General features: G+C 72.7%; 12 protein-coding genes and 2 tRNA genes. 4 read left to right on the top strand and 10 right to left on the bottom strand.

The window, feature by feature from the left end; all coding sequences use genetic code 11:
- Window positions 1–91: 91 nt before the first annotated feature.
- The 4 genes from ACFV4F_RS02495 to ACFV4F_RS02480 all read right to left on the bottom strand — a co-directional run bounded on the left by ACFV4F_RS02495 (window position 92) and on the right by ACFV4F_RS02480 (window position 3,477).
- The gene (locus ACFV4F_RS02495) at window positions 92–754 is read right to left on the bottom strand and encodes an ATP-dependent Clp protease proteolytic subunit (RefSeq protein ID WP_380446130.1); all 663 of its coding nucleotides are present in this window, start codon (window positions 752–754) and stop codon (window positions 92–94) included.
- A gap of 56 nt (window positions 755–810) precedes the next feature.
- Window positions 811–1,425 (bottom strand): ATP-dependent Clp protease proteolytic subunit, encoded by a 615-nt coding sequence (locus tag ACFV4F_RS02490; protein ID WP_329931219.1) that lies wholly within the window; start codon window positions 1,423–1,425, stop codon window positions 811–813.
- A gap of 297 nt (window positions 1,426–1,722) precedes the next feature.
- On the bottom strand, window positions 1,723–3,108 hold the full coding sequence (gene tig / locus ACFV4F_RS02485; RefSeq protein WP_380497743.1) for a trigger factor: 1,386 nt from the start codon (window positions 3,106–3,108) through the stop codon (window positions 1,723–1,725).
- A 295-nt stretch (window positions 3,109–3,403) separates the two neighbouring features.
- Window positions 3,404–3,477, bottom strand: a tRNA-Pro gene (locus tag ACFV4F_RS02480).
- A gap of 174 nt (window positions 3,478–3,651) precedes the next feature.
- Between ACFV4F_RS02480 and ACFV4F_RS02475 the strand changes: the two genes are divergently transcribed.
- Window positions 3,652–3,725, top strand: a tRNA-Gly gene (locus ACFV4F_RS02475).
- 61 nt (window positions 3,726–3,786) lie between these two features.
- Here ACFV4F_RS02475 and ACFV4F_RS02470 read toward each other — a convergent pair.
- Window positions 3,787–4,347 carry a hypothetical protein gene (locus ACFV4F_RS02470; RefSeq protein ID WP_380500164.1) on the bottom strand — a complete coding sequence of 187 codons (561 nt, stop codon included), beginning with the start codon at window positions 4,345–4,347 and terminating at the stop codon, window positions 3,787–3,789.
- Between the two features lie 229 nt (window positions 4,348–4,576).
- Here ACFV4F_RS02470 and ACFV4F_RS02465 point away from each other — a divergent pair, with 229 nt between their 5' ends.
- Complete coding sequence (locus ACFV4F_RS02465; RefSeq protein ID WP_380446133.1) at window positions 4,577–5,368, top strand: DUF6348 family protein; 792 nt, start codon at window positions 4,577–4,579, stop codon at window positions 5,366–5,368.
- 29 nt (window positions 5,369–5,397) lie between these two features.
- On the opposite strand, the gene ACFV4F_RS02460 is transcribed toward ACFV4F_RS02465, so the two are convergent.
- The 4 genes from ACFV4F_RS02460 to ACFV4F_RS02445 form a co-directional block, all read right to left on the bottom strand.
- Window positions 5,398–5,595, bottom strand: coding sequence for a hypothetical protein (locus tag ACFV4F_RS02460; RefSeq protein ID WP_363648347.1), 198 nt, complete (start codon window positions 5,593–5,595; stop codon window positions 5,398–5,400).
- Between the two features lie 530 nt (window positions 5,596–6,125).
- On the bottom strand, window positions 6,126–7,268 hold the full coding sequence (locus ACFV4F_RS02455; protein ID WP_380446134.1) for a PP2C family protein-serine/threonine phosphatase: 1,143 nt from the start codon (window positions 7,266–7,268) through the stop codon (window positions 6,126–6,128).
- A 441-nt stretch (window positions 7,269–7,709) separates the two neighbouring features.
- Window positions 7,710–8,195 (bottom strand): ribose-5-phosphate isomerase, encoded by a 486-nt coding sequence (locus ACFV4F_RS02450; protein ID WP_380500163.1) that lies wholly within the window; start codon window positions 8,193–8,195, stop codon window positions 7,710–7,712.
- Between the two features lie 77 nt (window positions 8,196–8,272).
- The gene (locus tag ACFV4F_RS02445; RefSeq protein WP_380444518.1) at window positions 8,273–8,872 is read right to left on the bottom strand and encodes a biotin transporter BioY; all 600 of its coding nucleotides are present in this window, start codon (window positions 8,870–8,872) and stop codon (window positions 8,273–8,275) included.
- 264 nt (window positions 8,873–9,136) lie between these two features.
- Between ACFV4F_RS02445 and ACFV4F_RS02440 the strand changes: the two genes are divergently transcribed.
- Window positions 9,137–10,546: an amino acid permease gene (locus ACFV4F_RS02440; protein ID WP_380500162.1), complete on the top strand. Its 1,410-nt coding sequence runs from the start codon at window positions 9,137–9,139 to the stop codon at window positions 10,544–10,546.
- A 77-nt stretch (window positions 10,547–10,623) separates the two neighbouring features.
- On the opposite strand, the gene ACFV4F_RS02435 is transcribed toward ACFV4F_RS02440, so the two are convergent.
- Window positions 10,624–11,256 carry a disulfide bond formation protein DsbA gene (locus ACFV4F_RS02435; RefSeq protein ID WP_380444516.1) on the bottom strand — a complete coding sequence of 211 codons (633 nt, stop codon included), beginning with the start codon at window positions 11,254–11,256 and terminating at the stop codon, window positions 10,624–10,626.
- Window positions 11,257–11,483: 227 nt separating this feature from the next.
- Here ACFV4F_RS02435 and pepN point away from each other — a divergent pair, with 227 nt between their 5' ends.
- Window positions 11,484–14,048: an aminopeptidase N gene (gene pepN / locus ACFV4F_RS02430; RefSeq protein ID WP_380500161.1), complete on the top strand. Its 2,565-nt coding sequence runs from the start codon at window positions 11,484–11,486 to the stop codon at window positions 14,046–14,048.
- Window positions 14,049–14,116: the final 68 nt, after the last annotated feature.

Here is a 14,116-nt window from a genome sequence, read left to right as displayed (position 1 = left end):
CCGAACAGATGCCGTCGCGGCGGCCGCCGAAGGGTCCGGGGCGGGGGGGCCCCCCCCCCCCGGGCCCCCCCCCCCCGGCGCCCTGCCGACCTCAGGAGGTCAGCGAGGTCTTGCGGGTGGAGATGATCTGGTCGATCAGGCCGTACTCGGCGGCCTCCTCGGCGGTGAGGATCTTGTCGCGCTCGATGTCCTCGCGCACCTGCTCCACCGACTTGTTGGAGTGCTTGGAGAGCATCTGCTCCAGCTGCTCGCGCATCCGGAAGATCTCCTTGGCCTGGATCTCCAGGTCGGACACCTGGCCGCGGCCGGTCTCGGTGTACGGCTGGTGGATCAGGATCCGGGCGTTCGGCAGCGCCATGCGCTTGCCGGGGGTGCCGGCCGCGAGCAGCACGGCCGCGGCGGAGGCCGCCTGGCCCATGCAGACCGTGGTGATGTCCGGCTTGACGTACTGCATGGTGTCGTAGATGGCCGTCAGAGCCGTGAACGAGCCGCCGGGCGAGTTGATGTACATCTGGATCTCGCGGTCCGGGTCCATCGACTCCAGGCACAGCAGCTGCGCCATGATGTCGTTCGCCGAGACGTCGTCGACCTGCGAGCCGAGGAAGATGATGCGCTCCTCGAACAGCTTGGCGTACGGGTCGTACTCGCGGATGCCCTGCGTGGTGCGCTCGACGAAGCGCGGGACGATGTAGCGGCCCTCGGCGCGCATGTCCTCGACGCGGGCCTGGGCGGCCGACAGGCTGGGGATGTTCATGGGGGTTCTTGTCCTCCGGGGCGTTGGGGCTGTGGTCTCGTGGGCCGGGCCGAGGCTCAGGCGCCCGTGCCGCCGCCGCCGGGAACGTCCGCGGCGCTGTGCATGATCGCGTCGATCAGGCCGTACTCCAGGGCCTCCTCCGGCGTGAACCAGCGGTCGCGATCGGAGTCCCGGGTGATCTGCTCGAAGGACTGGCCGCTGTGGAAGGCGATCAGCTCGGACATCCGCTTCTTGGTGCGCAGCAGCTGCTCGGCCTGGATGCGGATGTCGGTGGCGGAGCCGCCGAGGCCGGCCGACGGCTGGTGCATCAGGATGTTGGCGTTCGGCAGCGAGAAGCGCTTGCCCTTGGCGCCGGCCGTCAGCAGGAACTGGCCCATCGAGGCCGCCATGCCCATCGCGATGGTGACGACGTCGTTCTTGATGTACTGCATGGTGTCGTAGATCGCCATGCCGGCCGAGATCGAGCCGCCCGGGGAGTTGATGTAGAGGAAGATGTCCTTTTCCGGGTCCGCGGCCAGCAGGAGCAGCTGCGCGGTGATCTTGTTGGCGATGTCGTCGTCGACCTGCTGGCCGAGGAAGATGATCCGCTCGTTGAGCAGCCGGTTGTAGACCTGGTCGCCCAGGCCGCCGAGCACGTCACCAGAGGCGGCGTGCGGCGCCATCGGGCCCATCTGCATCTGCGGGAACGTCACTTAGCCACCTGCTCAGTCGATTTGGACGGTCGCCGGGCGGCCGTCACGGTGTCGCACAGCTTCCGGGTATCACGTCGTGATTGTTGCTGTCCAAGGACCCTAACGCGCAGGCCGGGCCGCAGAATCCCCCACGCAGAACTGTTCGCTGTGAGCGCAGGGTCACGCGCGCCGGACGGGACTGCTCCGGTTGGGGTGCCCGCGCCGGGAACGGCGACGGGCCCGGACGCCATGACGGCGTCCGGGCCCGCTGCGTGCCTCAGGGGGCTACCGCGGCCATCAGGCCTCGGTGGTCTCCTCGGCGGCGGCCTCGGTGGCCTCGACGGTCTCGCCCGACTCGTCCTCGTCGTCGAAGTTGACCTCGTTGCCCTCGGTGTCGACGACCTTGGCGGCCTCGACCACGGTGGCCAGCGCCTTGCCGCGGGCGACCTCGCCGACCAGCAGCGGAACCTGGCCGCCCTGGACGACCTGCTGGGCGAACTGGTCCGGGGTCAGGCCGGAGCCGGCGGCGCGGCGGATGAGGTGCTCGGTGAGCTCCTCCTGGTTGACCCCCAGCTCCTCGTTGGCGACGATCTGGTCCAGGACGAACTGGGTCTTGATGCCCTTCTTCGCCTGCTCCTCGATCTCCGCCTCCCACTCCTCGCGGGTCTTGCCCTGGGTCTCCAGGTAGGCGTCGATGGTCAGGCCCATCGGCTCCAGCTGGTGGTGCTCCAGGTTGTGCTTGCGGGTCTCGATCTCGTCCTTGAGGAGCTTCTCCGGGTACTCGATGTCGACCAGCGCGAGCAGGGCGTCGAGGACCTTCTCCTGGGCCTGGGTGGCCTGGTCGTACTCCTTCATGCGCTCCAGGCGCTTGCGGGAGTCGGCGCGCAGGTCCTCCAGGGAGTCGAACTCGCTGGCCAGCTGGGCGAACTCGTCGTCCAGCTCGGGCAGCTCCTTCTCCTGGACGGCGGTGACGGTGACGGTGACCTCGGAGGTCTTGCCCGCCTGGGTGCCGCCCTTGAGCTCGGTCTCGAAGGTCGCGGTGCCACCGGCCTCCAGGCCGGTGACGGCGTCGTCGATGCCGTCGATCAGGCGGCCGGAGCCGATCTCGTAGCTCACGCCGTTGGCGGTGCCGTCCTCCGGCACCTCGCCGTCGACCGTGGCGACGAGGTCGACGACCACGATGTCACCGGCGGCGGCGGCGCGCTCGACGTCCTTGACCGAGGAGAAGCGCTCGCGCAGCTGCTCCAGGGACTTCTCGATGTCCTCGTCGGCGACGACGATCGGGTCGACGGTCACCTCGATGGAGGAGAACTCCGGCAGGGTGATCTCCGGGCGGACGTCCACCTCGGCGGTGAACTTCAGGTCACCGCCATCGGCGATCGTCTCGACACCCTCGATGTTGGTGATGTCGGGCTGGCCGAGGACCTCGATCTTGCCCTCGTCGACGGCCTGCGTGTAGAAGCGCGGCAGGGCGTCGTTCACGGCCTCCTCCAGCACGGCGCCACGGCCGAAACGCTGGTCGATGACGCGAGCCGGGATCTTGCCCTTACGGAAGCCCGGAACCGTGACCTGCTGGTTGATCTTCTTGTACGCCGCGTCGAGGCTGGGCTTGAGCTCCTCGAAGGGCACCTCGACGGTGAGTCGAACCCGGGTCGGGTTCAGAGTCTCGACGGCGCTCTTCACGGTTTGGTCTCCTATGGGCTTGCGGTCAGGTTGCCTCCCCAGCCCCGGATCGCGCCGGCCGGGGCCGGTACGGGTGGGTCTGGCGAGACGGGCGATGGGCGGTTGGAGCTGCATCTCCCGTGGGGGGTGGACGGTGAGCGTGACTCCTCGCCCTCGTGCGGTTGACCTGGGTGTTCGCCGCAGGGACTACCGCCAGCGCCCCATCCTACCGGTACCACGAAAGGCGGACGCCAGACGTCACCGTACCCGGGGAACAGAACAGGGCCCCGCCCGGTGGGCGAGACCCTGCCGCACGTCGGGGTGACCGGATTCGAACCGACGGCCTTCCGCTCCCAAAGCGGACGCGCTACCAAACTGCGCCACACCCCGTGGTGCCGAGAGGAAGCGTACACGCCGGGCCCCGGCGGTTCGCCGACTTATTTCGGGCCGCCGGAAGGGGTTTCGGGAGCGCGTCCGGGGGGCGCGCAGAAATGCGGTGTGCACGGGAGCGACCGGACCAGGTACGCTGTTCCCCGAACTTCCGGCTGCGTGCCGGGGGATCACGCGGGCGTAGCTCAATGGTAGAGCCCTAGTCTTCCAAACTAGTCACGCGAGTTCGATTCTCGTCGCCCGCTCCACGGCCCGGCCCCGGTGCGTCCTCGCACCGGGGCCGTCGGCGTTCCCGGGTCCGTCCGCAGGTCAGAGCCCCAGGCGGGCGGCGCGGGCCGCGGCGCGGTCGAGCAACAGGTGGACGTCGGCCTCCCGGGTGGTCGGGCGGTCGTTGTACTCGTCCGGGGAGTGCGCCGGGCGGCCGGTCGCGTGCAGGACCTCCATCAGCTGGACGCGCGCCGTACGGACGGTGCGCGGGGTGCCGTAGCCGTGCGCGAGGACGGCGGCCTGCGCGCCGAGGAGGCAGACCCGGCCGCCCGCGTCCCACAGCGCGCCCTGGAGCCAGCCGAACGCGCCGATGTAGCGCGAGGCGAGCCGCAGGTGGTCGGCGGCGCTGACCGGCACCGGACGGACGGGGCGGCGCAGCACCCGGCCGACCAGGGTCGCCCGGGGCTCGGGGTGGCCGGCGTGCCACGCGAGCGGGGCGGTGCCGTACGGGCAGACGTACGGGACGGGTGTGCGGGCGGGGGCGGGCAGGGAGGCGAGGTAGGCCTCGACCTCGGCGACCAGGCCGGAGCCGTCGGCGCCCCTCAGGATCGACGGCGGGAGGGGCAGCAGCGGCGGCGGGGGCGTCGGGACGGTGCGGGGCATGCGGTTCTCCGGGCTGGCGGCCTTCAGGTTCCGCTCCCAAAGTGGGGCATGGCAGACATTTCCGCGACCGGAGGTCCGGGTGGTCCGGGCGGTTTCCCGGCAGGCTGTCGGGCCGATAGCCTCGGCGCGTTCGAGCACGGTTCGATCGCGTGTCCGGAGCGTCACGCGGAACCGCGCGTCACGCAGATCACTACGCAGACCACTGCGGTCCCGAGGTGGAGGAGTTCCGGTGCGTCCCGAGGAGCGGCTTGCCGTCATACAGCGCTGCGTCGTGCGGGAGATGGCGGGGCTCGGGCAGGTGTTCACCGTCGACGGCGAGGTGGTGCGCGGCCCGGGCACGACGGCGGTGGCCGTGCGCGAGCACCCGGGCGGCGACGGGGCCGGTCACGTCGACCTCGGCTTCGTGCTGCACCTGGGGCGGGCGGACGCGCCCGTGGTCTGGGACTGCTCGGCGGGCCTCGGCAAGACCGAGGAGGAGAAGCTCGCCAACGCGGTGAAGATGTGGGCGACCACCACCGCCTCGGTGCTGGTCGAGCTGGCGGACGGCCGGGGCGTGTACGCCGACCGCGCGGACCACGCCGAACTGCCCGGCTGGCACGCGCTGCAGGGGCCGGCGGCGGTGTTCGGCTTCGGCAACGAGCGGCTGGCGGCCTGGCTCACGGAGCACCGGGTGCTGCCCGCGCTGGCGCCGGCGCTGCGGCCGGGGCTGACCGGGGCGGGGCCGGTCGGGGTGAAGCTCTTCCTGGGCGGGAAGGCGGGCGACGACGTCGCCGAGGTCCGGGTCGACGGCGAGGTGTCGGAGGCGGCTTCGGCGGCGCTGCGCGCGCTGGACTGGCCGCGCGGCGAACGCCTGTGCTGGGCACGGCTGTTCGTCCTGCTGACGGCGGTGCGCCCGGTCGGGCCGGCGGTGGTGCCGGCAAGTGCCGGGGCGCCCGCACCGGTGCGCACGCCCGCCCCGGCGGCAGTGCGCCCCCGGGGACTGTTCGCTCGCTGGCGGGAGGCCAGACGGGCCGGCCGGTGACCCTCGCGCGGGTGCCGCCGGCCCTCCCGTCAGCCGCCGGTGATGCCGGAGATGCTGTGGGCCAGGTTCGCCAGCAGGGAGTTGATCGAACCGGCGACGGTGGTCTCGTGGAGCATGAAGCCGAACAGGGCGGCGATGATCGCGTGCGGGATCTTCAGCTGCTTGTTGCGGATGAAGATGATGCACAGGATCGCGAACAGGACCAGCGCGGAGACGGAGAGTGCCACCCGGACTCACTTCCTCGTTTCATAGCGTGGCGCCACCGGCCGGCGGCACCTGCGAAGCCGGACCCCGGCCTGTCCGACGGTCCCGAGGCGGAATCGCGGACCGTCCGGCACACCCCGGCCGGGCGGGGAGCACTCAGCGATCGCACAAGCTCTTCCGTGCCGCACGTGACGCCCCCCATCCCCCGAATCCTGACCAGTCCCGCCCGGACTCAGTGTGGTCGACCGTGCCGATTGCGTAAAGGTCTGACAGTCGGCCCAACGCCGATATCCTGGGATGCGAGACGAGTTTCCGCCGTCCGAGACGATAGCCGAGTCGTTCTGACGAATCGTCGGCGGGGCCGCGCTGAGCGGCCGGGAAACGCGCGGCGGCGGGGAACGGAAGGCTCAGGTCCACTCCGCTGACGGGGCGCCCGATTTGGCCGAAGATCGGCACCCAGGCTTGACAGCTCCTGCCTGCGGCATGTGCCGGCGCGGGGCCCCGCCCGATCCGGCGGCGGGCGCCGCGGACGGCCCGTCGGCCGGTCGGGGCGTCAGTCGCGCCAGAGCAGCAGCACCGCGCGGTCGTCGTTGATGTCCCGGGCGACCGTCTCGATCAGCGCGGCGGCGGCGCCGGCCCCGGCGCCCGGGCCGCTGCCGGGCACCAGCCGGTCGGCCTCGCCCATCAGCCGGTCCATGCCCTCGGTGAGGTCCCGGCCGGGCGCCTCGACCATGCCGTCGGTGCACAGCAGCAGGACGTCGCCGCGGTTCAGGCGTCCGCGCACGCCCTCGAACTTGGCGCCGTCGTAGATGCCGAGCAGCGGGCCCTCGGTGGCCTCCTTGACCTCCCAGCGCCCGGCGCCCGCCAGGCGCTGCATGCCCGGCAGGTGCCCGGCGGAGAGCAGTTCGTACTCGCCGGTGTCCAGGTCGAGCACCAGGTGGACGGCGGTCGCGAAGCCCTCGTCCCAGGACTGGCGCAGCAGGTAGCCGTTGGCGGCGGGCAGGAAGTCGTGCGCGGGCAGCGAGCCCACCAGTCCGCCGAAGGCGCCGGACAGCAGCAGCGCCCGCGAGCCGGCGTCCATGCCCTTGCCGGAGACGTCCGCGAGGACCACCTCCAGCACGCGCTGGCCCGGGCCGGTGCGGGCGGCGACCACGAAGTCCCCGGAGAAGGACTGCCCGCCGGCCGGGCGCAGCGCCATGTCGGCGTGCCAGCCGTCCGGCAGCCGCGGGACGCGGCTCTGCACCCGCAGCCGCTCGCGCAGGTCGAACAGCATCGTCGAACCGCCCCACCAGGGCACCCCGACCCGGGCCCGGAACTGGGCCAGCAGCAGGCCGCCGACCCCGGCGGCGCCGACCACGAGGGCCGCGCCGGGGGTGACGCCGTAGACGTACGCCTCCGGGTTCAGGCTGGCGACCCGCTCGCCGGTGTGGATCACGGACTCGGCGGACAGGCCGAGGGCGGCGAGCGCGTACAGCACCACGAGGCTGCCGGGGCGCAGCAGCAGGGCGCCGGCCAGGATCGGCAGGACGAGGGCGGTGGGCGGGGCCCAGGCGGGCATCCAGATGTTGAGCAGGATCAGCAGCGGGACGAGCAGCGCGAGCGCGCAGAGCACCGGCCAGTCGGCGGCGCCGCCGCGGAAGTAGTCGACCCCGGCCGTGCGCAGCCTTCGGCGGGCCCGGCGGAGCCTCCTGCGCAACCGGGCCGTCACGGGGTCGGACGCCGGGACGGCGCCGGGCCTCGTCGCAGTCGTCTGGGGCGGTGCGCCCGGCGGTCTGCCAGCCATGGGGCCCGACCTTATCCACGGGCACCGCCCGGCGTCGACGGCTCGGCCGGGGGCGGTCGCGCCGAGGTGCGGGCGCGTCAGCGGGTTTCGGCCGATCGGTGCGGTGGTGGCCGCGGCGTCAGGAGGCGTGCGCCGGTTGGGCGTACGAACCAGGCGGACGACGTACGCGCCCCGCGTGCGGGGGTCTTCGCGCGCTGCCGGGCTGTGGCCGATGCCACAGGCGGCGCGGGGGCGCGGACGACGGCGGGCCGGCCCGCCGGGGGGGGGGGGGGCGGCGCCCGCCGGCGCCGGCCCGGGGGGGGCCCCGCGCCCGGCCGCTGGAGGGTCGGTGGGGAATTCGGCGGGCGGAGCGTCTCAGCCCTGGGGGTGGTGGGCCGGGACGGGCGGGAGCTCGCCGGTGGTCTCGTACTCGCTCAGCATCTCGATCCGGCGGGTGTGCCGGGCCTCGCCGCTGTAAGGGGTGCCGAGGAAGACCTCGACGAACTTGGTGGCCTCCTCGACGGTGTGCATGCGGCCGCCGACCGAGATCACGTTGGCGTTGTTGTGCTGGCGGCCGAGCTCGGCGGTCTGCACGCTCCAGGCCAGTGCGGCCCGCACGCCCTTGACCTTGTTGGCGGCGATCGCCTCGCCGTTGCCCGAGCCGCCGATCACGATGCCGAGGGCGTCGGCGTCGGCGGCGGTGCGCTCGGCGGCGCGCAGGCAGAACGGCGGGTAGTCGTCCTCGGCGTCGTAGATGTGCGGCCCGCAGTCGACCGGCTCGTGGCCGGCCTCCTTGAGCCACTCCACGAGGTGGTTCTTCAGTTCGTATCCGGCATGGTCGGAGCCCAGGTACACGCGCATGCCCATGAGTGTGGCATGCGCGGGCACCCGGGCTCCGCAGGGGGCGCCGGGCGCCCGCGTCGGCCCGCCGCCGCCGGCTACCGCTTGCCGGCCAGGCGCCAGACGAGCGGGAGGGCGCCGGCGGCGAACGCGGCCTTGAGGGCGTCGCCGACCAGGTACGGGTAGAGGCCGAGCTCGGCGGCCCGGGCGAGCGGCACGTGCAGCGAGAAGGCCAGGTACGGGACGCCCACCGCGTAGATCGCGAGGGTGCCGAGGACCATCGTCACGGCGGTGTTGACCGGGCTGCGGTCGGCGCCGCGGCGGGCCAGGGCGCCGGTCAGGCCGGCCGCGAGGACGAAGCCGAGCACGTAGCCGAGCGAGGGCATCGCCCAGCCCGAGGTGCCCTCGGCGAACCAGGGCAGGCCCGCCAGGCCGGCCAGCAGGTAGAGGGCGAGCGAGGCGACGCCGCGGCGGGCGCCGAGCGCGGTGCCGACCAGCAGGGCGGCGAAGGTCTGGCCGGTGACGGGCACCGGCGAGCCCGGGACGTTGACCGAGAGCTGGGCGGCGACGCCGGTCAGCGCGGCGCCGCCGGCGACCAGGGCGAGGTCGCGGGCCTGCGCGCCGAGACGGGTGGTGGCGGCGGGCAGCAGGTCGGCGAGGACGGCGCGGGTCGGTATCGACGTGCCGGCAATGGCCATGGGGGAACTCCTCGTGGGGTCCAGGTGAGTGAACACCTGTGAACCTACGCGGTGATCGACTCCGCCACCTTCACGGTTTCGGACAAACCCCCACCGCAGGACCTTGTCGGAACCGCCCGATCGACGGAACGTGAGCACCCGCCGACCCGGCGTCACCGCGGGGTCCGCATGGTGGGCCCGGCTCGCCCGCCCTTGGCATGGACAGGGGTGTCCCCGGATATTGGACAACTCATGCCGCATTCCGCACAGTCTGGATCCCCCTCCATGGCCCCCACCTCCGCGCCCCCGGCGCCCGGGAGCAGCGACACCGCTCCCCCGGCCGCCGGTCAGCAGCTCTCGCACGGGCTGAAGCAGCGCCACCTGTCGATGATCGCGCTCGGCGGGGTGATCGGCGCCGGCCTCTTCGTCGGCTCCGGCGCGGGCATCGCGGCGGCCGGGCCCGCCATCATCCTCGCGTTCACGCTCTCCGGCCTGCTGGTCATGCTGATCATGCGGATGCTCGGCGAGATGTCCGCCGCCCGCCCGGCCTCCGGCTCGTTCTCCGTCCACGCCGAGAAGGAGATCGGCCCCTGGGCCGGGATCACCGCCGGCTGGATGTACTGGGTCATGCTGTGCTGCGGAGTCGCCGCCGAGGCCACCGCGGCCGGGAAGATCGTCAACGGCTGGATACCCGGCGTCTCGGCGTGGGTCTGGGTCGGCCTGTTCATGGTCTTCTTCTGCGCCAGCAACCTCACCGCCGTGAAGAACTTCGGCGAGTTCGAGTTCTGGTTCGCCACGATCAAGGTCGCCGCGATCGTCGCGTTCCTGGTCCTCGGCGGCCTCGGCGTGGCCGGCGTCCTCGGCCCCGGCGCCCCCGGCGCCACCAACCTGACCGGCCAGGGCGGCTTCCTGCCCACCGGCGTCAGCGGACTGATCGTCGGTCTGCTCGCCTCGGTGTTCGCCTACGGCGGCCTGGAGACCGTCACCATCGCCGCCGCCGAGTCCGACGACCCGAAGAAGAACGTCGCCAACGCGGTGCGGACGGCGGTCTGGCGGATCGCGATCTTCTACATCGGCTCGATGGCCCTGGTCGTCACCCTCGTCTCCTGGAAGGACCCGGCCGTCGTCCAGGACGGCCCGTACGTCACCGTGCTGCGCCACCTCGGGGTGCCCGGCGCCGGGACGATCATGGAGGCGGTGGTGCTGATCGCGCTGCTGTCCGCGATGAACGCCAACATCTACGGCGCCTCCCGGATGGCGTACTCGCTGGTCGGCCGCGGACAGGGCCCCAAGGCGCTGGCCCGGGTGAGCGGCGGCGTGCCGCGCCGGGCGGTGCTGGCCTCCTGCCTGTTCGGCTTCGGCGCCGTGCTGGCCGCCAAGTTCTGGCCCGCGACGGTGTTCACCTGGCTGATGAACACCACCGGCGTCGCGATCCTCGTGGTCTGGCTGTTCATCTGCCTCGTCCAGCTGAGGATGCGCCGCCGGCTGGAGCGCGAGGCGCCCGAGCTGCTCACCGTGAAGATGTGGGGCTACCCGTACCTGACCTGGGTGGCCATGGCCGCCGTGGCCGGCATCCTCGCGCTGATGACCACCACCGAGGGCAACCGCCAGCAGCTGTACGCGGCGGGGGTGCTGGTCGCCCTGCTGACCGCCGCCGGGCTGCTCAAGCAGCGCAGGGACGCGGCCGCGCGGTAGCGGCGCACGCACGGAAGAGGCACGGGAGGAGGCCCGGCACCAGGTGGTGCCGGGCCTCCCGCGTTCCGCCGCGGGCGTCACTCGAAGGACGGGCCCGCCGTCCGGGTGCGCTTGATCTCGTAGAAGCCCGGGGTGGAGGCCACCAGCAGGGTGCCGTCCCACAGCCGGGCCGCCGCCTCGCCGCGCGGGGTCGGGGTGACCACCGGGCCGAAGAACGCGACCCGGTCGCCGTCCGCGCCCTCGACGGCGATCACCGGGGTGCCGACGTCCTCGCCGACCAGCGAGATGCCCTCCTTGTGCGAGGCGCGCAGGGCCTCGTCGTACGCGTCGGTGTCGGCCGCGTCGGCCAGCTCGACCGGCAGGCCCGCCGCGACCAGCGCCTCCTCGACCGTCGCCCGCTCCAGCGGCATCGCCCGGTTGTGCAGGCGCAGGCCGAGCTCGGTGTAGAGCCGGCCGAGCACCTCCTCGCCGTGCTGCTGCGCCGCCGCGACGCACACCCGGACCGGGCCCCAGCCCTTGTCCATCAGGTCGCGGTACTGCTGCGGCAGGTCGCGGCCCTCGTTGAGCACCGACAGGCTCATCACGTGCCAGTTCACGTCCACCGGACGCAGCTGCTGCACCTCGATCAGCCAGCGGGACGTCATCCACGCCCACGGGCACAGCGGGTCGAACCAGAAGTCGGCGGTCTTGCGCTCGGCGGCAGTCGTCACTGCGGTCGTCCTTCGTGAGGTGTCCGGGGAAATCACGGGCGGAAAGGCGTTCCCCCCGTCCAGGCGCCAACACCCGCCCGGCCCCGCTGATTCCGCCCCGGCCCACCGGCCTGTGCAATGGTACTGGCGCGCGACGGCGTGAAAGGATGCCCCTGATGCGCCGAAGCCGCGCAGGAGAGCACAGACCAGAACGCACCACCGTGCGAGCCGGACAAAGGAGTACCGCCGTGCCGGGCAAGAACCTGAGCCGCGACGAAGCCCAGCAGCGGGCCAGCATCCTGACCGTGGACGGCTACCGGGTCCGGCTGGACGTGACCTCCGCGCCCGACCCCGCGGCCGCGACCTTCCGCTCCACCACCACGGTCGCCTTCCGCTGCGCCCGGCCCGGCACCGCCACCTTCCTCGACCTGCTCGCCCCCGCCGTCCGCTCGATCACCCTGAACGGCCGCGCGATCGACCCGGCCACCGCCTTCGACGGCGCCCGCGTCCACGTCGACGGCCTCGCCGCCGACAACGTCCTCACCATCGACGCCGACTGCGCCTACAGCCGCACCGGCGAGGGCCTGCACCGCTTCGTCGACCCGGCCGACGGCGAGACCTACCTCTACACCCACTACGAGCCGGCCGACGCCCGACGCGTCTTCGCCACCTTCGAACAGCCCGACCTGAAGGCCCCGTTCACCTTCACCGTGACCGCCCCGGCCGCGTGGGACGTGTGGTCCAACGCCGTCCACGAGCGCGTCGACACCGAAGAGGGCGCCCGCACCTGGGAGTTCGCGCCGACCAAGCCGATCTCCACCTACCTCACCGCCGTCGTCGCCGGCCCCTACCACATCGCCCGCGACCACTACAGCCGCGAGCTGCCCGACGGCACCACCCTGGAGATCCCGCTCTCCGCGATGTGCCGCAAGTCCCTCGCGCGCCACTTCGACGCGGACGAGATCCTCGGCGTCACCAAGCTCGGACTCGACTTCTTCCACGAGCAGTTCGACTACCCGTACCCGTTCGGCAAGTACGACCAGGCCTTCGTGCCCGAGTACAACATCGGCGCCATGGAGAACCCCGGCTGCGTCACCTTCAAGGAGGACTTCGTCTTCCGCTCGAAGGTCACCGACGCCGCCTACGAGGGCCGCGCCAACGTCATCCTGCACGAGATGGCGCACATGTGGTTCGGCGACCTCGTCACCATGCGCTGGTGGGACGACCTGTGGCTCAAGGAGTCCTTCGCCGACTTCATGGGCTCCTACGGGCTGATCGGCGCCCGCACCCGCTACAGCTCGGCCTGGGTCACCTTCGCCAACCAGCGCAAGGCCTGGGCCTACCGGCAGGACCAGTTGCCCACCACCCACCCCATCACCGCCGACATCCGCGACCTCGAAGCCGCCAAGCTCAACTTCGACGGCATCACCTACGCCAAGGGCGCCTCCGTCCTCAAGCAGCTGGTCGCGTACGCCGGTTCGGACGCCTTCTTCGAGGGCGCCCGCCGCTACTTCAAGCGCCACGCCTTCGGCAACACCGAACTCGCCGACCTGCTGGGCATCCTGGAGGAGACCAGCGGCCGCGACCTCAAGTCCTGGGCCGCCGCCTGGCTGCAGACCGCCGGCGTCAACTCGCTCACCCCGCAGGTCACCGCCGACGCCGAGGGCCGGATCACCGAACTCGCCGTCCTCCAGGACGGGGCCGTGCTGCGCCCGCACCGGATCGCCGTCGGCCTCTACGACCACGACTCCGACGGCACGCTGGTGCGCACCGCCCGGATCGAGCTCGACGTCACCGGCGCCCGCACCGTCGTCGCCGAGGCCGCCGGCCGCCCCCGCCCGGCGCTCGTCCTGCTCAACGACGACGACCTCACCTACTGCAAGATCCGCTTCGACGACGCCTCGCTGGAGACCCTGCGCACCGGCCTCGGCGAGATCGGCGACGACCTCGCCCGCGCCCTCGCCTGGTCCGCCGTCTGGAACCTCACCCGCGACGGCCTCATGCCCGCCCGCGACTACGTCGCCCTGGTGCTGCGCTTCGCCGGCCAGGAGGGCAACATCGGCGTCCTGCAGTCCCTGCACACCCAGGCCAAGACCGCCGTCGACCTCTACGCCGACCCCGCCTGGCGCGCCGAGGGCGGCCGGCTGCTCGCCGACGGCGCCCTGCGCGAACTGCGCGGGGCCGTCCCCGGCAGCGACCACCAGCTCGCCTGGGCCCGCTTCCTCGCCCAGACCGCGGGCGGCGCCGAACACCTCGGCCTGGTCCGCGGCCTGCTCGCCGGCAGCGCCCGGATCGACGGCCTCGACGTCGACCAGGAGCTGCGCTGGGCGCTGTGGCTCGCCCTGGCCGCCGCCGGGCAGGCCTCCGACGACGAGCTCGCCGGGGAGCTCGCCGCCGACAACACCGCCGGCGGCAAGCGCCAGTACACCCAGTGCATGGCCGCCCGCCCCACCCCCGAGGCCAAGGCCGCCGCCTGGTCGGCCGTCGTCGACTCCGACGAACTGCCCAACGCCCTGGTCGAGGCCAACATCGCCGGCTTCGCGCTGCCCGCCCACCGCGATCTCACCGCCCTCTACGCGGCGCCCTACTTCAAGCTCCTGGAGAAGATCTGGGCCGAGCGCACCATCGAGATCGCGATGCGCTTCGTCGGCGGCTTCTTCCCGAGCGCCCAGATCGGCGAGCCGACCCTCGCCGAGGCCGACGCCTGGCTGGACGGCCACCCCGACGCGGCGCCCGCGCTGCGCCGCCTGGTGATCGAGCGCCGGGACGACCTCGCCCGCGCCCTGCGCGCCCAGGCCTGCGACCGGGCCTGACCGTTCACGGAAGACGAGGGGCCCGCCGTACGGACGGCGGGCCCCTCCGTCGTTGTGTGAACGTCGTT

Source organism: Kitasatospora sp. NPDC059722 (genome assembly GCF_042733235.1).
In the GTDB taxonomy this organism is placed as follows: domain Bacteria; phylum Actinomycetota; class Actinomycetes; order Streptomycetales; family Streptomycetaceae; genus Kitasatospora.
This window is presented reverse-complemented; position numbering and strand designations above follow the sequence as displayed.